We start from the raw sequence: 22,414 nt of genomic DNA, 5'->3' as shown, positions 1-22,414 counted from the left end.
GAGTGATTAATATGAATACAAAATCCGTATTACTCGGTATACTTATCGGTGGTATAACAAGCGCTGCAACAGCCATTATTTTAGCACCTAAGTCTGGACGCGAACTGCGCCACGACATCGCTTCAAAATCTGGTGAAGCAAGCGTCATTCTGAAAGAACTTGCCTACAACGCGACAGACCTACTACAATCTGTTCAAGTTCTAGGTACAGAAGGCACAACCTTACTAAAAGATTTGTCAACGGACATCAAAGAATCTGTTGCTAACTGGAACGAGGAAATGGAGCCTGAAAAAGCTCGCCTCAAAGATGAAATCAAAGATATGCAAAAAACGATTTCCGAATTTAGAAAAAAACGCTAAAAAAAGACAAAAAAGAAAGCAATTAATAGAAAAGGTGCAAACTGTTCTCCCGCAGTCCGTTTGCACTTTTTTTTAATTGTAAAAAAAGCTACATTTGTCACATATTATTCACAGCGATATAAATATTCCTGAAAAAGGGTTGAAAAAAAGCGTCACAGGGACTACAATACTAAGGTGATCAGTGAGGCTATTTACGTAAATAATCTTTCTTAATAAGCAGACTGAGCGTCACATATTTCTTTGTAATGGAGGATTAGTTATCCATGCGTTGTTTAAAGACAATCAATGTGGAACGAAAAGATGAGTATAATCGTGTCTTTTTTAAATCCAGTCTAGTGTCCCTCGCGGTCATGTGCGTTTTATTTTTAATCGAAAATCTGGTTTTTCCAGGGCAGTTTGTCATGGTCTTTGAACTACCGACGTTTATCGCCCTGCTCACGCTCTACCCGATCCACAAAGGACTGCATTTACTTGCATTACTGCGATATCGTGATGGCGTACAAATGCGATTTAAGCGCCATTTCTATATATTGCCCTGTTTACAAGTAAGAGTCCGACGCGTCATCCCAAAATGGCGCTACATCGCATCACTGGCATTACCATTTTTTCTGATTTCAGCGGTATTGCTCGTTGCTATGTTTACAACACCCGTACTTCATTCCCCGCTCTTTCTTATTTTGATTGCGGTGCATGTAGGTATGTGCTATCCAGATTTCATGCATACTAGAAACATTCTCGGAACACCAAAACATACTTTTGTAGAAGATGCTGATCGTGGCTTTTCGGTGCTTGTTTCAGAAGAGTAAGGAGGAATACAGTGTTACTTTACGTCTTGTACACCGTTTTTGGAGTAGTCGCTTTACTTTCTTTTAATTTGCTAGTTGAGCGATATGCAACAAAACAAGAGTTCAATCCGAAACAATGTCAATTATTTTATCGCATCGTGAATATTGCTGTACTGCTATTGCTATTTTCAGCAACGCTTGAAGGATTTGTGTTATCTTGAGCAAAAGAGTATGCGATCTAAAACATACAAAATTAGAAATAGATTAGATTTTTGACATTTTACTTTATTATCACCTATTTTGTGGTATGATGAAAGGGTAGTTAAGCAGAACTTATTTAAAACTTTGAGGAGCGTGTATTAATTAATGAAGAAGAAATTAGTATTAGGTATGGTATCAATGATGGGTCTATTCAGCTTAGCAGCTTGTGGTAACTCAGCGAACGATGCTGTTGTAGAAACAAAAGCAGGTGACGTAACGCAACAAGAGCTTTACGATGCCATGAAAGCTAAAGTTGGGGATCAGTATATCTCTCAACTTACAATGACTAAAATTTTAGAAGACAAATACAAAGTATCAGATAAAGACATCGATGCAGCATTCCAGACTTTCAAAGATCAATATGGTGAACAACTTTCAACCATGTTACAACAAAGTGGTTATACGGAGAAAACATTTAAATCTGATTACCTTAAATTCGATCTTCTAAGCACGAAAGCAGTAGAAGCTTCTGTTGATACTAGCGATAAAGCATTAGAAGCATATTACAAAACTTGGCAACCAAACATCACGGTAGAACACATCCTAGTTACTGATAAAGCGAAAGCAGATGAGCTTCACAAGAAAGTAACATCTGGTGGTAACTTTGAAGAATTAGCAAAAGCTAACTCTACAGATACAGGTTCTGCTACACAAGGTGGTAAACTAGCTCCATTCGGTCCTGGTAAAATGTTACCTCAATTCGAAAAAGCAGCTTACGCACTTAAAAACAAGGGTGACATCAGCCCAGTTGTTAAAACAGATGCTGGTTACCACATCATCAAAATGTTAGACCACCCAGCAAAAACTACTTTTGAGAAAGACAAAGCACAAGTGAAGAAAGACTACTTGGCATCAAAAGTAACTGCTGAAGCAAAAACGGCAGCATTACAAAAACTATACAAAAAAGCTGACGTTAAGATCGATGATAAAGATTTGAAAGATGCGTTTACACAATACGACGGATCTGCAACTGATTCATCTAAATAAGCATTAAAGAAAGGCATGAAATCTTCACGGATTTCATGCCTTTTTCTTATTTTTGAAGGATTGCGAAATAGTTGTTTTCGGGATCAGCGAAGTTGAAGACGCGACCCATGTTTGGTATGTCTACAAGGGCGCCAACTGTGATGCCTTTTGCTTTGAAGTCTTCATACATAGCATCTAGGTTATCGCCATAGAGCAAAATAGATGGTGTTCCTAGGTTCATTTCTGGTTGTGCTTTGGCTACTGCTACTTTGTCTTGAAGGACAAATGTTGTTGCGGCATCTTTTGTTGGTGCGATTTCAATCCAGCGCTCTGCAGCATTTGGTTCGTTCTCAGATTTGATTACAAAACCTACTTTTTCTGTCCAAAATTTTGCTGCCGCATCTTGGTCGTTGACGTAAATCATCACTTGTCCGATTTTATTAATCATCATTATTCCCCATTTCTAAAAGTTGTGCATATCAAGTTCGATTGCCTGTTTAGTATAACAAGATTTCTAGCGGGATTCAAAAATTAAGTGTGGGCCATGCTTTACCAACGGAGCCAAATTCGCGGATTTTGGATTGGACGGTTTGTGTGATAGCTTCGCGCCCACTTTCTAAGATGATTTGGGGTTCGTGTGTGCTTAGATTGGCCGCGAGTGCTTGACGGGTGGCTTCGAGCCAAGCTTTGTTGGATTCGGTGTTGACGTTGATTTTGGCGTGTCCAAGTGTGATGGCCCGATCGATTTTGGCGGTTGGGATTCCTGATGTGCCGTGGAGGACGAGCGGGATCGCGACGGCTTGCTGGATAGCAGCCATTTCTTGAAAGCCAAGCGTTGGTTCGCCTTGATAATTGCCGTGGACGGAACCTAGTGCTGCGGCTAAGGCATCGATGTGAGTTGCTTGGACAAGGTCGACGCATTCTTCGAGTGAGGCGTAGTGGATATTGCCAATGATGCCGTCTTCATTGCCGCCGACCGTGCCGACTTCTGCTTCGACATTGACGCCGCGCGCGTGGGCGTAATCGGTGACTTCTTTCGTGCGTCGGATATTCTCGGCGATTGGGAGTTTAGAGCCATCATACATAACAGAGCTGAATCCGGCATCTACGGCTTGCTTGCAGCGTGTGACGGTGGTTCCATGATCGAGATGAAGCACGACTGGGATCGTGATGTGGTACTCGGTGATTAGCTTTTTAACCATGGATGTGATGATTTCGAATCCGCCAAGAAAATCAACCATGCGATCGGATGCTGCGACGATGACAGGTGATGATTCTTTTTGGGCGGCGATTAAGATGCCATGAATCCACGATAAACCGTTAATATTGAATTGTCCGACGGCATATTTTTCGCGGTATGCTTTTGTTATGACCTCATTTAGGGATACTAACATGGGTTTTCCTCCTCTTTGTTAAGACGCAGAATCCACGAGTGTTTGCGTGCCACTCGTGGATTTTTTTATATATTGAAATGTTTCGATATGACGCTGACAGTGGTTTCTTTCGCTTTTTGAATGGTTTCTTCGGGCGTTAATTTGTAATACTCTGGTCGGAAAAGTTCCACGGAAACAACGTCTCTATAACCGATTTTTTTGAGGGTTGCGATATGGGCATCGAGATCAATCGTGCCTTGACCTGGCCAAACGCGATCATCGTCTGTAAGAAGTCCAATTTGGAAATCTTCGGTATCATCGATATGGAAGATGAAGATTTTCGAGCCGTCTGCATTTTTTAGATCCTCGATATTAGAACCCATCGCATGGAAATGGAAGGAGTCAAAAACGAGACCGACATTATCACGATCGACGGTTTGCACGATGTCATAGGCATCTCGGAAGGTATTCACGGTGCACTCTGGATGGCCGATGAATTCAACAGCAATCTTGACGCCATGTGGTTTCGCGATATCGGACAGTTCTTCAAGTACCGCGATGCTGTTCGCTTTAATATCTTTTTTCAAAATTTTATCGGTCGTGACAAGTGGAACTGCAACGACGTATTTAGCTCCAATTTTATCACAGACGGTCATCATTTCTTGGAATTCCTGAATGATAGCGTCATGCCCTTCTTTGTCGCGATTGTTGAAAAACTCGAGCGCGTTTAGAGCCAATGGTTTTATGTGATGTGCCCTGAAATAGTCTGCAAGATCGTCCAATGTTTGTGTTTCTAAGTATTCTGGTAGCTTATCGGTCGTTCGAATCTCGATATAATCGTAGCCGTGTGCCTCGCAGATTTCTAAATCCTTCTCCAAATTGGAGTTTTCAAGTGTGGTTGCTTCGTTAAAACATAACTTCATCGTTGTATCCCCTCTTTTCTTTTTTAGCTCAGGCCTAGACCTTTTTTCATCGTTTGGAGCATGAAATCACTGGATTCTTCGGCTTTATCTGCCCAAGCAAAAACGGCATTTGTCGCAATTCCGTCGAATTTCATCTCACGCATTTTACGGAAAATCGTCTCGAAATCGACTTCGCCTTGCCCAATATTGAGATGTTGGTGAATCGTTACTTCGGCGTCGGGCGGGTTCACGATGTAGCGCAAGCCGTAAGCCGCTTTATGGTTAAACGTATCAGCGAACAGGACTTGGTCGAGTAGGTCGCCTGCCTCATCTAGCATTTTTTCAACATCACCAATGCCATCATCGTAAAAGAACGTGTGGGCCGTCGAGTATACAAGTTTAATCCAATCTTTATCCAATGCGCGAATCATATCGATAGCACCCGTATTCGTCTCGATAAAATCAAGCGGATGCGCCTGCAAATTTAGACGTACGCCTTCTTTTTCGAAAACGGGCATCAACTCATCCATAGACTTCACGAATTTCTCTTCGCAAACGACAGGATTGTATTTCGTCCCACTGAACTCACTGTTCATAAGATCTACATCTAATTCGACCGCGATTTCGATGGCGCGTTTCCAATTCCGAACCGCAGCCACGCGACGCGCTTCATCCGGTCCTGCCCAGTTGTAAAGCGGTAACAAAGATGATATTTCTAGACCTGTATCTCGTAAGCATTTTTTCACGAGTTTTATTTTGGCTTTATCGACTTTCGGATATTTATAAAAAGGACAGAAATCCTCGCGTGGACTCAGCTCGATGTATTTATAACCAAGCTCAGCAGTTTTGTAAATCATTTGTTCAATGCTCATGCTATCGCGAAACATGCTTGGATCAAGCGCTAACTTCATTCTTTCTCGCCCCTTCATCGTAGAATGCTGGTCGTTCATCAAGTTCGATCGGCTCCGTCACACCAGATTCTTGCGCTTTGACACAAGCTGCAGCGGTTACCGAGGCCACGTAGCCATCCCACGATGTTGGACCTTGTGGCGCCCCATTTTTACGAATCGAATCGATGAAGTCTTGAATCTCAGCATCATACGCATCTAGGAATCGGTCTTTCCAATCCATCAAGATATCTTGGCTCAACTTGCCGCTTTTACGCGTCACAATATTCGAGAACTCCGGCAATTTCACGATGCCTTCTTCGCCGATCACTTCGCACTGAATATCGTAGCCGTACTGACAATTCACGAAAATCTCTGCCGTAATCGAGATGCCGCCTTTCGTTTCGATCATCACGATTTGTGGATCGCGTAAATGCGACAACGCGTGCTTCGTTTTCCTCGGATACATGACTTGAACGCTCGCATAATCGTCATCCACAAGCCAATGTAAAACGTCAATTTCGTGGATCAGTGTGTCCGTAATCGCCATATCGGTCGAATACGTTTCTGGTACGGTTGGATTACGATGAGCGCAACGAATCATCAGTGGCTCACCGATTTCATTCGCATCAATTGCCTCTTTCAATTTGACGTAACCATGATCGTATCGGCGCATAAAACCCACTTGGACGAGTCGCTTTCCGTATTTCATTTCAGCATCGACAATCCGACGCGCGCCTTCTGCCGTTGTTGCTAGCGGTTTTTCACAGAAGATATACTTTCCAGCTTCAATTCCTGCGAGCACGCTTTCCTCATGTGCTGGTCCCCAACTGGAAACGAGAATCGCATCGACGTCTTTTGCCGCGATTAGCGCTTTATCATCTGGATACACGTTTGCGTCTAGGTTGAAATTTTCAATGGCTTGCTGGGCTGCCGCTTGGTTGACATCGGTGACAGCAACGACCTCCGCACCTGCTAGTGTTTGGCTAATCCGTTTAATATGTTCGCGCCCAATCGCGCCTGTTCCTATAACTCCAAATCGTACATTCATCTTTTTTTCCTCCAATTCTCTGCTTTATAGCGCTTTCATTATTTAAATTTGATATAGTTTCGGAAGTAGTATTCAATCTGCTCGAGCGTGTGCCCTTTTGTTTCGGGTAAGTATCTTTTGACGAAAAGAATTGCGAAGACACCAAGTATTGCGAACATGAAGAAAGTGATGGATAGCCCCACGTTTGCTAGTAAGATCGGAAATGAAAAGCCGACTAGGAAGTTCGTAATCCAGAGGCAAAATACGGTTGTTCCCATCCCAATGCCGCGCAATCGTTGCGGGAAAATTTCAGAGAGCATGAGCCACGTAACCGGTGAGATCGCGCCTTGTTGGAACGCAAGAAAAGTGACGGTTAAACTCAGTACCACATATGGTAGCGCGGTCGTGCCTTGTAATAACATCGATAAAATACCGATCAAAAGCAGTGCGCAAGTTGTGCCGATGAGCCCTGTAATCAACATTGGTCGCCGCCCGACTTTTCCGAGTAAGTAAATACCGACGAAAGTCGCGAGCACAGAGATAACACCGTTTGCAATATTTCCAATTAATGCAGCTTCGGTTCCAAAACCGGCATCACGCAAGATTTCGGTTCCGTAATACATGATCGAGTTGACACCAGTGATTTGCTGGACAACCGCAATTCCGATCCCAATAAAGAGGATTCGCCGTACCCAAGTGACGCTCAAATCTTGAAATGTTGCTTTTTCGATCTCTTGTTCGGCGGCAATGTTGTCTTTAATTTCTGTGAGTTCCTTGTTGGCTTCATTTTGTTCGCGAATTTGTTGTAGTACGCGCAAAGCATCGCCAATTTTGCCTTTAGAAGCGAGCCAACGCGGACTTTCTGGTAAAATTAGCATGCCGAACCAAAGAATCACGGCTGGAATCGTTGCGATAACTAACATGTAACGCCACACGTTGCCGTCTTCACCTAATGTTGTTCCGATGACGGCATTGAATGTGAACGCCAATAACTGCCCGGTCACAATCATTAATTCATTTTGTGTTACCATCCGTCCACGTCTATGCGCTGGAGACATTTCTGCTAAGTATGTCGGTACGGTTACGGAAGCCCCACCGACTGCAAGCCCTAATAAGACTCGAAAAATAACCATGACAGCCATGCTAGGTGCGAATGTACAACCAAGTGTTGCCACGAAAAAAATGACAGCTAGTGTCAAAAGATTGCGTCTACGTCCACTCCGATCCGACAATCGCCCACCAAATATCGCGCCGAATGCAGCTCCAAATAGGAGCGAACTCGCGACAATACCTTCTCCAGCAGGCGTTAAATTGAGTTGCCCTGCCTGTGACATATAAGGCAAGGCTCCATTGATAACCCCCGTATCATAACCGAATAGCAAGCCACCAAAAGTCGAAATAATCGTGATTAAGCGTAAATAAGCTTTCGGCGTTCGCTTATTCGCCGGTGCCTGTTCTAAAACCAACTCTGGGCCATCTTGTTCTGGACTTTTCATAACGATCGCTCCCCTACTCTAGCTTGTAGCAAGTTTTCATCAATGTATTTTCTGGCCATTAAGGCGTATTCTAACGGATTCGCAATCGCGGGATCTTGTTCCGCCTCCACAACAATCCAACCGCTATACTCTGCAGCCAATAAGCGCTGATACACTTCACAAAAATCAATGCAACCATCGCCTGGCACCGTAAACATCCCTTTTAAAAAGGATTGCAGGAAGGACAGCTGCTCTTTTTCACAGGCAATCATCACGTCATTTCTGACATCTTTGAAATGAATGTGCGCAATGCGGTCGAAATGCTTTTCAAGAAGTGCCATATAATCTCCTTCTGCCACATAAATATGACCAGTATCATAAAGCAAGTGCACCCGCGTAGGGTCCGTCCCAGCCATCAGTTGATCTATCTCAGCAACCGTTTCGACACCCGTTCCTAAATGATGGTGATAGACAAGCTTCAAATTATGCACGTTAGCAATCTCACCAAGCTGGTTGAGCCCCTCGCACAGAAGTTCCCATTCTTGCGCAGTAAAATGTGGTTTCTCCGTGAATACATTCTTGGTAAGCCCTTGAATGCTATACGTTTGCTCCGAAACAACTGCTACATTTGCATTCACTTTTTGCAAGTAGGTACAGTGCTTCGTGAATGCCTGTTTTGCCGACTCCACACCATCTCGAATGATAAAACTGCTAAACCATTGCCCAGCGACTCTTAACTGACGAAGCGCGAGTTCCTTATTTAAAATGTCCGCCGCGGGAAAAAATCCTCCGACTTCTGTTCCTTCAAATCCAGCGACTACGATATCGCTCAGTAGATGCTGCAACGTGTTTCCTGCTCCAATTTCTGGTATATCATCATTGCGCCAGCCAATCGGCGCGATTCCCCATGTGATCATGAGCAAATACCTCCTGTGCTTCTAGTATTTTTTAGCTTTCTCCAATTTTTTTGCAATTGCCTCATGCGCTTTTTGGATACTCTCTTTCGTGGAAACTTCTGAAACGCCAACGTGCCACCATGCATCATAGCCATCCGACATCGTTTTCGGTAAAACTTTCATTTCGATTAGCGTGGAAACCGTTTGCTTTTTGGCATCTTCTAGTGCAGCTTTTAGTTCTGGAATCGTGTTTGCCCGGTAGGTTTTTGTGCCATACCCTTCTGCAACTTTGGCGTAATCAATGTTCATAATTTGATTATCTGCCGTTCTGAACTCACAAAAATAACTATCGCTACCGTGCTCCATTTGCAGGTTGTTAATACAGCCAAAACCAGCGTTATCGAACAGCAAAATATTAATTTTATGGTTATATTGCAATGCCGTAATTAACTCCGAATGTAGCATGAGAAAGCTACCATCTCCTGCCATTGCGTAAACTTCTTGATTTGGCGCCGCTAATTTTGCACCGAGTGAACCGGAAATTTCATACCCCATGCAAGAATAACCGTATTCGAGATGGAACGTATTTGGTACTTGTGGATTCCAAAGTCGTTGCAAATCGCCTGGTAACGAACCAGCTGCCCCAACCACAATACTATCTTCGGCAACCGTCTCATTAATCGCGAGAAAAGCCGCTGTTTGTGAGAGCTCCGTATTGAGAGCATCTGCATATTCATTCAACGTTTCTTGAGCGAATTGGTTCTTGATTTCTGGGTTAAAGTTGGCGCGATCAAACCTCACATTTGCTAAGCGACCCCGCTCTATGAGCCATGTAGCTTTGAGCTTTTCAAGTTCCTCACCATATGACGTTTCGTAGTCTCCTAGGCGTTCAGCAAGCCCTTTAAGTGTTATTTTTGCATCTGCGACGACTTGAAATGCATCGAGTTTGTAGGCTTGAGGACGGCTAATATTAATGTTTAAAAAGCGCGTTTTGTCCCAGTTGAAAGCCGTTTTAGAGGAGGTCGTGAAGTCCGTGTAACGCGTGCCGACGCCGATCACCAAATCCGCCGTGCGAATCACTGCGTTTGCTGCACTCGTGCCGAGAATCCCCGTCCCGCCTAGATTATTCTTAAATTGACATTCGACCGTTGACTTCCCTGCATGCGTCTCCACAAGCGGAATATTGTGCTGTTCAGAAATCGCGATCAACGCCTCACGTGCCTCTGAATACTTGGCACCACCGCCAACAATAATGACGGGGCGTTTACTTTCCTTGATTCGTGCCACCGCCCCGCTAAGCTCGCGATCACTCGGTATTTTTCGGTCCATATAGTGAATCCGTTTCTCAAAAAAAGCCTCATCATAATCATACGCTTCGCCTTCTGCATCCTGCGAAATACAGATCGCTACCGGCCCAGCCGTCGCAGGATTTGTCATCACTTCAAACGCCCGCAGTAAACTACTCATCAACTGCTCTGGACGCGTAATCCGATCCCAATATCGCGAAACTGGCTTGAGCGCATCATTCGTCGTCACCGCCGCACTATAATCCTGCTCTAACTGCTGCAAAACCGGATCAGGTTGACGCGACGCAAACGTATCTGCCGGCAAAAGCAAAACTGGAATATTATTCGCAAAAGCCGTCCCAGCCGCCGCAACAAGATTCGCTGCTCCCGGTCCAGCCGACGTTGAGACTGCATAAATTTTCTTCCTCAAATTCTGTTTCGCAAAAGCAATCGCCGCATGCGTCATGCCCTGCTCATTCTTGCCCTGAATCACCTTCAAATGCTCCGGATCTTCTTCAAGTGCTTGCCCGATCCCGAGCACATTCCCATGCCCAAAAACTTGAAACATCCCTTCCACAAATGGCGTAATATGTCCATCAATCGCGACATACTGCTGATTTATAAATTTTATCAAAGCTTGCGCCGTCGTTAGGCGAATCGTTCCCATACCTCATTCCACCTCCTCTTTTTAAACTTGTGCTGCAATCAAATCCTCAATTTCTAACACGGTTGGCATTGCTTCTGATGAGCTGTGTTTGCTAACGACAATCGAGGCCGAAGCACTTCCGAATTTTAGCGCGGTTTCAATCGATTCACCTTTGATAAGCGCATACAAGAACGCCGACGCATAGGAATCTCCCGCACCAAAAGTTTTCAAAACCTTCGTCATGTAGGCCTTACCGCGGAATGTTTCACCCGATTTCGTGTATGCAAAAGAGCCCTCGACGCCGTGTTTAATCACAATCAGTTCTGGCGCATGTCGGAAAAGTGCTACAACCGTCGCTGTGTTTTCACCATTCCCCCTATTTTCCAGCATATCGAATTCGTCACGCGTACCAATAACAATATTCGCCTGTTCCGCGACTAATTGATAATAAACCGCCGTTTCCTCCGCTGATTTCCACGTATAGGGACGATAATCGAGTTCAAAAACAATCGTTACATCGTGCTTTCGCGCCAATTGCACCGACTTTAAAATCGCTTCCCGCGACGGGCTTTGCGACAACGCCGTACCCGAAATCACGAGCGCTTTTGTTTTCTTCAAATAAGCCTCATTAATCTCGTTCGGCTCCAAATAAAGATCCGCCACTTGATCCCGATACATTAAAATACTGCATTCCTCCGGGCTTTTAATCTCCGTAAAAGCAAGCCCCGTCTTGTGCCCATCCTGATCCGTCACCATTTGTGTCGTATCCACACCAACCTCACGCATATACTGCTCAATAAAACGACCATGCTGATCATCCGGAATTTTGCCGATAAAACCGACCTTCAGTCCTAATTTTGCCGTCCCAATCGCAATATTCGCAGGCGAACCACCTACATATTTTGAAAAAGTCATCGTCTCTTCCATCGGACGATTATACTCCACCGCGTTCAAATCGATACAAGCCCGCCCAACCGCGATCACATCATATTTTTTCGTTTCATCAAATGGATATTTCATCTCGCAACATTCCCCCTTATTTTCGATCCAAAATCCACGCATGCGCTGGGTCATTATGAAAATTCCACGTCCGTGTTGGCCCAGCCATCACATTCAAATAGTATGATGTATACCCATCAGGCACACCAACTGGATGATAACCCGCCGGAACTAGTACCACATCGCGATTTTCTACAGTCATCGTCTCGTCAATCGACCGATCATCCGTATACACCCGTTGAAAAACAAAGCCCTGCGCTGGATTCATCTCATGATAATACGACTCCTCCAAAAATGACTCCGCCGGCAAATTGTCCTGATCATGCTTATGCGGCGGATAACTCGACCAATTGCCACCTTCCGTATAAACCTCCACGACTAACAAACTATTCGCTGTATCAACCGAATCCGGTAAAATATTGTGCACCGTCCGCTGATTATTATACTTACCACGCTGCTCCATTCCATTTGCTTCAGCCGGAATCAGCATCGTCTTCAACTGCTTATCAGAAGGCGCATAGCATAACGCCACACACGCGTCATCTGACTCCGCTATCACCCGAAATGATCGGTCATTCGAAATATACACACTATCCGTCGGAATCCGCTCAAACACACTCGCCCGCCGTCCAATATTCAAAAATGTCTGCTCCAAATCAGTCACTGTAATCCGTCCAGTCAAGGCAACGATACACACTTCCAGCTTCCCCAGCGACTCCTCATATGCTTCTCCTTTTGCCAAATCCAGCATCTTAAAACCAACATAGTCAAGCGGTGAATTCCCATCACCAAGCCTCACATCTTGCACAACTTGTTCCCGTAATTTCGGCTTCCGAAGTAATTTTCCCATCCTTCCAACATCTCCTCTAGTCTTCAAAATTCGGTTTCGGATACCGCGCCGTTACGACTTTTTTACGCGTATAAAAATCGACACTATCCTTCCCGTTCGCGTGCAACGTCCCAAAAAATGATGATTTCCAGCCGAAGAAAGGGAAAAACGCCATCGGAGCAGGTACACCTAGGTTCACGCCAAGCATTCCCGCATCTATGTTCTCCCGGAAATACCGAATCGCCGACGCATTCGTCGAAAACAAACAAGCACCATTGGCAAATTCAGACTCGTTCGCAATTTGGATTCCTTCTTTCAAGTTTTTCACCCGAATCACCGACAACACCGGCGCAAAAATTTCATCCTTCCAAATCGTCATATCCGTCGTAACTTCGTCAAAGATCGTTGGTCCCACAAAATAACCGTCATCTAGCCCGTCACTTCTGCCGTCATAAACAAGGTTTGCCCCTTCCGCAATGCCCTTCTCAATATAAGCAAGCGTCCGCTCTTTGTTCTCCGCCCGAATCACCGGACCTAAGAAAACGCCGTCGTCCAAGCCGTTCCCAATCTTGATCTGACTCGCACGTTCCGTCAGTTTCGCCATAAATTCATCCGCAATCGCCTCTTCCACCGTCACAACCGCACACGCCATACACCGTTCCCCAGCAGAACCAAACGCCGCAGCAATAATGTTCGTTAGCGCATCATCAAGGTCCGCATCCGCAAGCACGATCGTATGGTTTTTCGCACCGGTCAGCGCCTGAACTCGCTTCAAGTTCTCGCTTCCTTTTTTAAAAACGTACTCTCCAACAGGCTTCGAGCCAACAAACGAAACCGCTTTAATTTCCGGATGTTCCAAAATCCCATTGACCACATCATGCGCCCCGTAAACCACATTGAAGACCCCATCCGGCAATCCCGCTTCCGTAAACAGTTCGACAATTTTCTCCGTCAAAAGCGGCGTCCGTTCCGAGGGCTTCAAAATAAACGTATTTCCAACCGCAATCGCCATCGGGAACATCCAACAAGGCACCATCATCGGGAAGTTAAATGGAGCAATCCCACCAACGACACCAATCGGATAACGATAGTTTGTCGCCTCAACATCCGTCGCAATCGAAGCAAGCGAATCCCCCATCATCAGCGTTGGTGCCCCTGCTGCAAACTCCACATTCTCAATCCCACGTTGCACCTCACCAAGCGCCTCCGTCAAATTCTTCCCATTCTCAATCGTAATCAGGCGCGCCAACTCTTCCTTATTCTGGAGTAGCAATTGCTGATAATTAAATAAAATTCGCGCCCGTCTAGGAACCGCAATATTCCGCCATTTCTTAAAAGCCCTGGCTGCTACATCCGCCGCATAATCAAAATCCGCACGCGTCGAAATCGGTACCAACGCCACAACTTCCTTCGTTGCCGGATTAATCACATCCTCATAAACCGCCGTCTCGCTAGCTACCCACTCCCCATTAATAAAATTTTTCAACTTTCTAACCTCTGTCATTCCATTTCCTCCTCGTATATAAACGCTTTCATAATTCCCAACCTCATAAAATCTAGCAAAGCACCGGAAGATAACCGTCCAAAAGTTATCTTTTGGTCACATCTTGATTACATTCTATACTTCCAATGAGTAAATGTCAATCTGTAATTTCCAATTACAAATCAAAACATAGCCAAAACTTTTTAAAATCGCTATATAAAACAAGATAACCGCCTATTTTTGTTACATGTTGATTAACTTTTGAATATGTGTTAAAATTTAGGCAAGTTATTGATGGATAGGAGAATGAGCAAATGAAGGAGAAGCGACTACAATTAGTAGAAAAATTCATACACGAAAAAGGCACAACATCTCTGGACGAATTATGTGAGCATTTTGATGTCTCAAAGAACACCATTCGTCGCGATATTAACAAAATCCTCGAAAATGGCACAATTCAAAAAGTGTATGGTGGGGTCAGAACGACATCAGAACGGCTGATTCCATTTGAAAATCGCGACCATGCAAACCAAGAAGAAAAACAAATCATCGGTGAAATTGCCGCCACATATGTAGAAGAAGATGAGATTATCTTCATTGATTCCGGTACGACAACGCGTAATATGATGGCGTTTTTGCCTAGGAATATCAATGTGACACTTTTAACAAATAATTTGGATGTGATTAACGCCGCAGCAACGATGGAAAACATTAACTTAATCATCATTGGTAATAACTACAAACGCAAAACCAAGTCCTTTGTTGGCACAGATGACTCAAATACGATCGAGAAATACAATGTCAATAAAGCATTCATGGCAGCAACAGGTGTCTCCATTACCCACGGTTTGACGAATTCAGACCTCCTGGAATATGAGATTAAAAAAACGAATCGTTGCAAAAGCAGAAAAAGTCTTTCTACTTGCCGACCATTCCAAATATGAAAAATCCACCCTGCTCACCTACTGCGCACTAGAAGAAGTAAGTGTGATTGTTACATCTCAACCACTATCCGAAGAATACAGAGCCTTTTGCGGGCAAAATAATATCTGGATCGCGAGTAAATAATCTGAAATTAGAGGAGTTTTGAAAATGCCATTATTGCGCTTTGATTTGATAAAAGGACGCAAACCTGAGGAGATTAAAAAGCTTGTGGATACGGCACATGAAGCGATGGTAGAAGCGTTTGAAGTGCCCTCAAGTGATCGATACCAAATCGTCCACCAACACGAACCTTACGAAATGATCATACAAGATACAGGACTAGGATTCACACGTACAAAAAGCTTTGTCTTACTGAGCATTGTGAGCAAAAAGCGTACTAGCGAACAAAAACAACGGCTGTACGCCCTAACAGCAGAACGACTAGACTTGATCTGCGGGATTACCTCCACCGATTTGATGATTTCGATTACAGAGAATGACAATGACGATTGGAGCTTCGGATTGGGAGAAGCCCAGTTCCTCACCGGGAAATTGTAAATAAAACAGTGATTCTTCCGCCCAACAAAAGCAGAAGAATCACTTTTTTATTGTTAAATATTAAACTTTTATGTCTTATCTAATTTCTTTTATAATAAAGACAATATTTTCAGTATTAATAAAATGTTAAGGTTTTCTTTCTTTTTTCTATAGATTATCTTTAATTTTGTAACGTAAAGTGAGCTTTGTAATAAAATAGACATAGGAGGTAATGAAAATGAATCTTAAAAGAATGCTAGTAGGTCTAACGTTTATTATTGCAATGTCCACTTTAGTAGCCTGTGATACACCGAATGCTTCCAGTAAAGACGAGACAAAGCCAGAAAAAACGGAAAAAGCTGCCGCATCCCTAAAATCAGACCTTCAAAAACTAGAAAAAAAAATACGGTGCAACATTAGGAGTCCATGGTATCGATACCGCTTCCAACAAAACAATTGGCTATAACGACCAGGAAAGATTCGCCTATTGCTCTAGTTTCAAAGCCATCGCTGGTGGTATTTTACTTAAAAATTTAACACTTGAACAATTGAATAAGCGCATCCATTTCAAAAAAGAAGACTTAATCGATCATTCACCCATTACAGAAAAACATACGGAAGACGGTATGACCCTGAAGGAAATTATCAATGCAGCTATGACTTACAGCGATAATACCGCAGCCAATCTAATGCTCCATGAATTAGGTGGACCTAAAGCCTATCAAAAAGAGTTGGTAAAAATAGGAGATACGGTCACGCAATCCGATCGATATGAACCAGAGCTAAACTCGGCTGTACCAGGAGACAAACGGGATACAACAACGCCCGAAGCAATGGCGAAAAACCTGGCGTTTCTAGTGAAGAAGGGAAACATGCCAACAGATAACTTCAACTATTTCAAGCAAACGCTGATTGATAATACAACAGGAGATAAACTAATTCGTGCTGGTGTTCCAGAAGGCTATATTGTTGGTGATAAGACCGGATCAGGTTCATATGGTACACGAAACGATATCGCAGTGATTTATCCAAAAGATAAAGACACAAAACCACTAGTTTGGGTTATCTACTCTAAAAAAGATACGGAAGACGCAGAGTATGACGACCAATTGATAGCAGATGCAGCAAAGGTACTTAGTAAGTATTTTGCATTGTAAAACTAGGAAAGAACACTTGTTGATTTTTCAGATCAACAAGTGTTCTTTTTTGTAGTGGTGCATATTTTCAGATTGTGCCTGCGGAAAGACTTTGTTGTGGCTCTCACGAAGCGTACTCTGCTGAGTTAGAGCCTCAATATGCATAGGTATGTAATCCCCCAGCGGCTCTTATGACGCCCATCCTCGAATTATTAGCGAAACAAGTTAAGGAGCAGAGAATCCAGAGAGCCTCAATATGCATGAAAACGAAAGAGGGCATGTAATCCATGTACTGCATCATGACCTGCGCCTTTCGGATCCAGCTTCAACGGCCAACTCCTCGAAAACTTCACGCCCTCCACAAAAAGCAAGATCGGCTTTTTACTGCGGCCGCTCCAGTTTTTTTCGGAGCTGAACGGGCCGTTTCAGCTTTTCGTTGGATCCAGCTTCGGAAGCCAGCCCCTCGAAACTTTCACGCCCTCCATAAAAACCAGGACCGGGTTTTCATTGCGGCCGCTCCAAGTTTTTTCGGGGCTAACGGGCTTCCTAAGCTTTTCATTTAAAATTTCGGGTTATAAAACGATCGATTATCCAACCCAAATACTCGTTCTGTAAATTCGCCTGGTTTGGTATGTCGTAATGCTTTGTCCATCATGTTCATCGTTGCATCCATTAAATCAATCTGATGCAAAATTTCTGCCTCTCTCACAAGCGGCGGCTTAGGACTACCCCATTCACCTTTACCGTGATGGCTCAACAAGACATGCTTCAAGATCACAACTTCCTCGCCCTCAATTCCAAGCTCATCCGCCATCTTGCTCACTTCTTCCACTACAATCGAAATATGACCAATCAAATTGCCTTCCAATGTGTATGTAGTAGAAATCGGTCCAGATAGCTCAATCACTTTCCCCAGATCATGCAATATCACGCCAGCATACAATAAATCACGATTCACCGTTGGATATAAGTCAGCAATCGATTTCGCCAATCGTAGCATCGACACCACATGAAAACTAAGTCCCGACACAAACTCATGGTGATGGCGCACAGCCGCCGGATAATCAAAAAAATCATCTTGATATTTCTTCAAAAGCGCACGCGTAATTCGTTGCAAATTCGGATTTTGCATCTCAAAAATATATTTTGTGACCTCTTCACTCATCTCGCCCTTATCAATCGGTGCCGTCTCCATAAACTGCCCAATGCTCACGCCATCAAGCCCAGAAGTCTGCCTAATTTGGCGAATTTTCAACTGTTTTCTGCCACGATAATTCTGCACTTCACCAACGATATTTACAATATTTTGACTCGCATAACTTTCCTCATCACTGTCTGAGATATCCCAAAGTTTCGCTTCCAGCTCCCCAGACTTATCCTGTAATACCAGCGATAAAAACGGCTTGCCATTACTCGCGATTCCCTTCGTGCTCGACTTGATTAATAGAAACAGATCGAGCCCTTCTCCAATTTCATAATCCAATAATTTCTTATCCATCTTCAGATCGCCTACTTTCTCTGATTCCATTTCGCCTCTACTTTACCCTTCTAGTATAGCATGTGTTGCGCTTCCTTGGAAAAATATTTACTGAGCTGCTTGTGACACGTAAAAAAGATCACTTGGTTCTCGCGACGTATCTCCTGCAATAATACCATAATTTCTTCCAAACGTTCCTCATCAAAATTTACAAAACTATCATCAATAATAATCGGCAAACGCTGCTCTGCATGTAACATCTGAATTACTGCAAACCGAATCGCTAAGTATAACTGCTCTTTCGTCGCCTGACTAAGCTCTTCCGGGAAAAATCGTAGTCCATCACGCCTTTCCACTTGCAGCCTATTCTCTACAAAGCGAACCTGCGTATAATTTCCTTTCGATAGAACATCAAAGAAATGTGTTGCTCGGATCAATACCTTTGGCAACTTCTCTTCCTGTAACTTCCGCATAATCGAACTAACCATATCCTTTGCTAATTTGACGCGAGCCCATTCCTGCGCCAGCTCCTGAAAAGCCTCCTGCTCCGAATAAAAATGTTGCATCCGATCTGAAAAGCTCTGTCCATCCTCGAGTGTCTCCCGCGCTAATTCCCTTTCTGCAAGCACTTTATTATACTTATCCAATTCCGTATCAATCATGCGAAGCGCATCCTTGCGCGCCAGAATTTGCTCACTAATATCGCTTTCTTGCTGCACATTCGCAAGTCCTTCCAAATGCGCATCTGTTAACTGCGCTCGAAGTAAGACGACCCGTTCCTGCCATTTCCACTGTTGTTCGACCTGAAGTCCCTTCTGCCTAAATAATTCCTCACTCTTCACATTCGCAGCCTTTAATAATTCCGATTTATCCAGCGCAATCGACGCCTTCTCCCGCTCTAAAATCGCAATCTGATTCCGCAACTGCTCCTCTTTCTCCTGTGATTTCGCAATCTCCGACACAAATTCCTTCCTAGCCTGCCTTTTTGCCTTAAGCGCCATAACCTGCTCCTCCGTCGGTAGCTCATCCAAGCTCAGTTGCTCTGCCAACATTTCCAACCGTTCTTCCCACTCCGATACTTTCACAGTCAGAATTTCCGCATCATTTCGAGCCTTGCGCTTACTTTTTATTCCTTGCTGAATCTCACGCCACACATACAAAACACTTCCTAATCGCTTCCCAGAAAAATCACTCGGCAGAAAAAATAATTCCCGATAGCTCTGCCACTTAGCATCTAACTCCGAACCAGCCTGCCGTATTTGCATTGCCTTCTGTTCGCGCTGCTCCGCTTGTAAAGACGCCCGATCCATCTCATCATAGCACTCCTTAAGCGCCACGCGTGCTTGTTTCTGCCCCATAAACTCGGCATACTCTGCTGGACTATAAGTGGTATTTACAATATTCTTCCGGCTAAATGACAACCACAAGACGAAGCTTCCTGCTCCGAAGACAAAAGCAACAAAATACAAAACAAGCCACTGCAAAAACCCAGCTAAAATCAAACTCACCAAAAATAATAGCACTAGGCCAAGCACTGTAACCGGGAAATCCTTCTTTTTTCTCGTTTCCCGTTTCTCCATTTGTTGTTGCACTTGTTGAAATTTAGCAGAAGACCATAAATCGCCTTCTAAATCCTCACATTGCTTTTGTAGCTGATTTAGCTCATGTTTCCCCCATTCTAACTGCCGCTCTTGCTCCTCTAACGCTTTTTTGATTTTGATCCGCTTCTTGTTCTAAAACCTCCAATCCACGCTCCACCGACACATCTAATTGCATCGCTAAGATATCCTCATCTTCCGGGATCACCTTCACCGCTTCGATCATGGCAAACTGGCTAGCTTCTTTCTGCTCCAAATAAACAAGCTCCTGCTGCAACTCCATCTGACGCCGCTTCCATTCCTGAAAAAGTGGCCATGCTTCCAATAAACGATCCACTTTCTCCGCATCAGTATCGCTCCAAAAATCACTTGCTCGTTGCTTTTCCACCAGTTGTACCAAACGCTCTTGCCACTGAATGAGCTGCGCGTTTAACTCCTTCATCCGCCCCTCCAAATGCTCCAATCGAACGATCCCGTTCGCTGGAAACGTCAGATCTCCCAACTGTTCCATTTGCGTGCATAGAAAGTGCCATTCCGCATACACCGGCCAAACTTTAAGTAGCGATTCATCTATTTCCATTTCCGTCCGCAATCTTTGCCGCTCAGATTGATACTGCGTCATCGCTAGCCTTGCCGCTTCCAGCTCTTCCACAATAAGCAAATACTGCTGATTATTTCGCTTTCCATCCTGATACGTCGCAAAGGCCTGCTTTACTTTCACCAACTGCTGATTCAACTTCGGATTTTTCCCACTTGGCTTAAAAAGCTCATCCAGACGTTTCTGCAAGCGCTCCTCCGCCCGAATCAAAACATCTGATCCAATCGTTCCAGTTGCTAATAAATACCTTTCAAAATCCACTTCCTTCAAATTTTGCACATTTTGTAACCCATGAATATCAAACGAAAAAATAGATTGAAAACGCGATCGATCCATCCCACCTAGCAGTTTCTCCAAATCAGTCTCAGTGCCAATCGAACCATCCTCGTAATAAAGCGTCACATCTCCCGTAGCTTTGCCGCGTAATCGCTCTACCGTGATATGACCAAGTGTATCATCCTCTAATAATAGCTTTCCACCATACGCGCCTTTATTCTTTGGCTCCATCCGCGGTAAACTCTGCTGTTTAGTAGGAAAACCAAATAAAATACTATGAATGAACGCCATAATGGTCGACTTTCCAGCCTCATTTGGCCCAAAAAACAATTGAAAATCCTGCAAATTCGTTATCTTTTTATTTTCCCATCTACCATATCCTATAATTTCTAATTCAATAATCTTCATTTGAGGTCTCCCTTGAACTGTTCTAGCATATTCTCAAGCAAATCAGCGGATTCATCCACAAGCGCATCTCGCTCCAACTCATCCAAATCTTTTAAAAATCGATGCATTGTTCCATTGGCAAACAAGCTTGATGTCGCTTTATAAAACTCACTCTCCTGTTTCAAAGTCTCTTTTGCTAATTCCCACTCTGTCAAAAGCCCCGACGATGCCAACCAATCCGTATCCCGTTTTGCTTCCAGATAGCCAACACGCATTACCCAAACAAAGTTCGGCTCATCGATCCAAAGCTCCTGTAACATATCCAACCACTCGCCACTATCCATTCGCTGCTTCACATCACCACTGAGCGCTACTTCCGAACGCACAACAAGCGATAAAAGAACAGCTTTATCTGCTCTTGCTGACTCCTTTACTAGCTGCATCAAAAGCTGAAACAAATCTGAAATATCCATCTCCGTCTCCACAACAACATCCTTCTCTTCCCAAATAATCGGTGCTGTATCAACAAACTTTAATTCTGCTCCTGTCTCACTCAGCGAAACAATCGTCACGCCTTTTTCCCCAGTTTCCTTGCGATGCCTCCCCTGAATATTTCCCGGGTAATAAATCATCGGTTCCTTCGTCAAAATCTGCCGTAAATGTATATGCCCCAACGCCCAGTAATCCATTTCCTGCATCTCATTCACACGAAAAGGCGCATACACATCTTGCGTAGGGTTTCCCGTCATCTCTGATCCATGCAACAACCCAATATGAAAATCCGCCTTCCCCTCACGCCTATACCTATCATAGATAGTCTCACGAATATGCCGTTCCCCATAACTAAACCCATACAAATTCACAACACTACCCGTTTCACTCACAAAGCGATGCCATTCCAATTCCGTATCAAAAACCGTTACATTAACTGGTAGTTGCAATCGATCTTGATACTTCGCCACATAGTCATGATTACCATGAATTAAATACACCGGAATACCCTTCCGATTCAATCGCTCCATCTCACGGTAAAACCGCGCCTGCGCTTTAATGCTCTGATCTTCCTCATCATATATATCACCAGCGATTATAACAAAATCAACCGCTTCCCTAATAGCCACATCTACAGCCTTCGTAAACGACACAAAAGTACTATCCTTTAACTGCCTAAAAACAGCATCTGGCAAGTGTTTCAAGCCTAAAAATGGGCTATCTAAATGCAAATCCGCCATATGTACAAATGTTACCTCTTTCATTGTAGTCCTCCTAATTTACGAATATACGTTCTATTATACCCTATAAAC

General features: G+C 43.9%; 21 protein-coding genes and 2 pseudogenes. 8 read left to right on the top strand and 15 right to left on the bottom strand.

From position 1 onward, the window contains the following. Window positions 1–11: 11 nt before the first annotated feature. From PGRAN_RS10210 to PGRAN_RS10195, 4 genes and pseudogenes are all read left to right on the top strand, one after another. Window positions 12–385: pseudogene (locus tag PGRAN_RS10210) on the top strand (YtxH domain-containing protein). 237 nt (window positions 386–622) lie between these two features. Further along, entirely contained in the window at window positions 623–1,165 is a 543-nt protein-coding gene (locus tag PGRAN_RS10205) for a DUF3267 domain-containing protein (RefSeq protein WP_036066912.1), read from the top strand. A gap of 11 nt (window positions 1,166–1,176) precedes the next feature. Continuing rightward, window positions 1,177–1,365 (top strand): hypothetical protein, encoded by a 189-nt coding sequence (locus PGRAN_RS10200; RefSeq protein ID WP_036066911.1) that lies wholly within the window; start codon window positions 1,177–1,179, stop codon window positions 1,363–1,365. Window positions 1,366–1,510: 145 nt separating this feature from the next. Then, a complete protein-coding gene (locus tag PGRAN_RS10195; protein WP_036066909.1) occupies window positions 1,511–2,392 on the top strand; it encodes a peptidylprolyl isomerase in 882 nt (293 codons plus the stop codon). 46 nt (window positions 2,393–2,438) lie between these two features. On the opposite strand, the gene PGRAN_RS10190 is transcribed toward PGRAN_RS10195, so the two are convergent. From PGRAN_RS10190 to iolA, 11 genes are all read right to left on the bottom strand, one after another. Beyond that, window positions 2,439–2,819 carry a VOC family protein gene (locus PGRAN_RS10190; RefSeq protein WP_036066907.1) on the bottom strand — a complete coding sequence of 127 codons (381 nt, stop codon included), beginning with the start codon at window positions 2,817–2,819 and terminating at the stop codon, window positions 2,439–2,441. A 76-nt stretch (window positions 2,820–2,895) separates the two neighbouring features. Next, window positions 2,896–3,765 (bottom strand): class II fructose-1,6-bisphosphate aldolase, encoded by an 870-nt coding sequence (gene fba, locus PGRAN_RS10185; RefSeq protein ID WP_036066905.1) that lies wholly within the window; start codon window positions 3,763–3,765, stop codon window positions 2,896–2,898. Between the two features lie 65 nt (window positions 3,766–3,830). Further along, window positions 3,831–4,667: a 2-keto-myo-inositol isomerase gene (gene iolI / locus PGRAN_RS10180; protein ID WP_036066904.1), complete on the bottom strand. Its 837-nt coding sequence runs from the start codon at window positions 4,665–4,667 to the stop codon at window positions 3,831–3,833. 23 nt (window positions 4,668–4,690) lie between these two features. Next, on the bottom strand, window positions 4,691–5,557 hold the full coding sequence (locus PGRAN_RS10175; RefSeq protein ID WP_036066903.1) for a sugar phosphate isomerase/epimerase family protein: 867 nt from the start codon (window positions 5,555–5,557) through the stop codon (window positions 4,691–4,693). After that, complete coding sequence (gene iolG, locus PGRAN_RS10170; RefSeq protein WP_036066902.1) at window positions 5,541–6,584, bottom strand: bifunctional inositol 2-dehydrogenase/D-chiro-inositol 1-dehydrogenase; 1,044 nt, start codon at window positions 6,582–6,584, stop codon at window positions 5,541–5,543. Before iolG ends, PGRAN_RS10175 begins: the two co-directional genes overlap by 17 nt. Before the next feature lie 38 nt (window positions 6,585–6,622). After that, window positions 6,623–8,059, bottom strand: coding sequence for a sugar porter family MFS transporter (locus PGRAN_RS10165; RefSeq protein WP_051998571.1), 1,437 nt, complete (start codon window positions 8,057–8,059; stop codon window positions 6,623–6,625). Continuing rightward, window positions 8,056–8,955, bottom strand: a complete 900-nt coding sequence (gene iolE / locus PGRAN_RS10160) for a myo-inosose-2 dehydratase (protein WP_036066900.1) — start codon at window positions 8,953–8,955, stop codon at window positions 8,056–8,058. Before iolE ends, PGRAN_RS10165 begins: the two co-directional genes overlap by 4 nt. A 21-nt stretch (window positions 8,956–8,976) precedes the next feature. Continuing rightward, window positions 8,977–10,887, bottom strand: a complete 1,911-nt coding sequence (gene iolD, locus PGRAN_RS10155; RefSeq protein ID WP_036066898.1) for a 3D-(3,5/4)-trihydroxycyclohexane-1,2-dione acylhydrolase (decyclizing) — start codon at window positions 10,885–10,887, stop codon at window positions 8,977–8,979. 21 nt (window positions 10,888–10,908) lie between these two features. Further along, window positions 10,909–11,886 (bottom strand): 5-dehydro-2-deoxygluconokinase, encoded by a 978-nt coding sequence (gene iolC / locus PGRAN_RS10150; protein WP_036066897.1) that lies wholly within the window; start codon window positions 11,884–11,886, stop codon window positions 10,909–10,911. Window positions 11,887–11,902: 16 nt separating this feature from the next. Further along, window positions 11,903–12,715, bottom strand: a complete 813-nt coding sequence (iolB, locus tag PGRAN_RS10145) for a 5-deoxy-glucuronate isomerase (protein WP_036066896.1) — start codon at window positions 12,713–12,715, stop codon at window positions 11,903–11,905. 16 nt (window positions 12,716–12,731) lie between these two features. Then, window positions 12,732–14,198, bottom strand: coding sequence for a methylmalonate-semialdehyde dehydrogenase (gene iolA, locus PGRAN_RS10140; RefSeq protein WP_036066895.1), 1,467 nt, complete (start codon window positions 14,196–14,198; stop codon window positions 12,732–12,734). A gap of 293 nt (window positions 14,199–14,491) precedes the next feature. Here iolA and PGRAN_RS10135 point away from each other — a divergent pair. From PGRAN_RS10135 to bla, 4 genes and pseudogenes are all read left to right on the top strand, one after another. After that, a pseudogene (locus tag PGRAN_RS10135) lies at window positions 14,492–15,245 on the top strand (DeoR/GlpR family DNA-binding transcription regulator). Between the two features lie 24 nt (window positions 15,246–15,269). Further along, the gene (locus tag PGRAN_RS10130) at window positions 15,270–15,659 is read left to right on the top strand and encodes a tautomerase family protein (RefSeq protein ID WP_036066894.1); all 390 of its coding nucleotides are present in this window, start codon (window positions 15,270–15,272) and stop codon (window positions 15,657–15,659) included. 217 nt (window positions 15,660–15,876) lie between these two features. After that, complete coding sequence (locus tag PGRAN_RS16325) at window positions 15,877–16,104, top strand: hypothetical protein (RefSeq protein WP_051998570.1); 228 nt, start codon at window positions 15,877–15,879, stop codon at window positions 16,102–16,104. Then, a complete protein-coding gene (gene bla, locus PGRAN_RS10125) occupies window positions 16,070–16,795 on the top strand; it encodes a class A beta-lactamase (RefSeq protein ID WP_077914655.1) in 726 nt (241 codons plus the stop codon). Before PGRAN_RS16325 ends, bla begins: the two co-directional genes overlap by 35 nt. Before the next feature lie 538 nt (window positions 16,796–17,333). Here bla and yhaM read toward each other — a convergent pair. From yhaM to PGRAN_RS10100, 4 genes are all read right to left on the bottom strand, one after another. Further along, on the bottom strand, window positions 17,334–18,272 hold the full coding sequence (gene yhaM / locus PGRAN_RS10115; protein ID WP_036067017.1) for a 3'-5' exoribonuclease YhaM: 939 nt from the start codon (window positions 18,270–18,272) through the stop codon (window positions 17,334–17,336). A gap of 50 nt (window positions 18,273–18,322) precedes the next feature. Next, on the bottom strand, window positions 18,323–19,831 hold the full coding sequence (locus tag PGRAN_RS10110; protein WP_149024038.1) for an ATP-binding protein: 1,509 nt from the start codon (window positions 19,829–19,831) through the stop codon (window positions 18,323–18,325). Between the two features lie 82 nt (window positions 19,832–19,913). Next, a complete protein-coding gene (locus PGRAN_RS10105; protein WP_051998568.1) occupies window positions 19,914–21,131 on the bottom strand; it encodes an AAA family ATPase in 1,218 nt (405 codons plus the stop codon). Next, complete coding sequence (locus tag PGRAN_RS10100) at window positions 21,128–22,366, bottom strand: metallophosphoesterase family protein (RefSeq protein WP_036066888.1); 1,239 nt, start codon at window positions 22,364–22,366, stop codon at window positions 21,128–21,130. Before PGRAN_RS10100 ends, PGRAN_RS10105 begins: the two co-directional genes overlap by 4 nt. Between the last annotated feature and the right edge of the window lie 48 nt (window positions 22,367–22,414).

This window comes from Listeria grandensis FSL F6-0971, assembly GCF_000525835.1.
Classification (GTDB): domain Bacteria; phylum Bacillota; class Bacilli; order Lactobacillales; family Listeriaceae; genus Listeria_A; species Listeria_A grandensis.
This window is presented reverse-complemented; position numbering and strand designations above follow the sequence as displayed.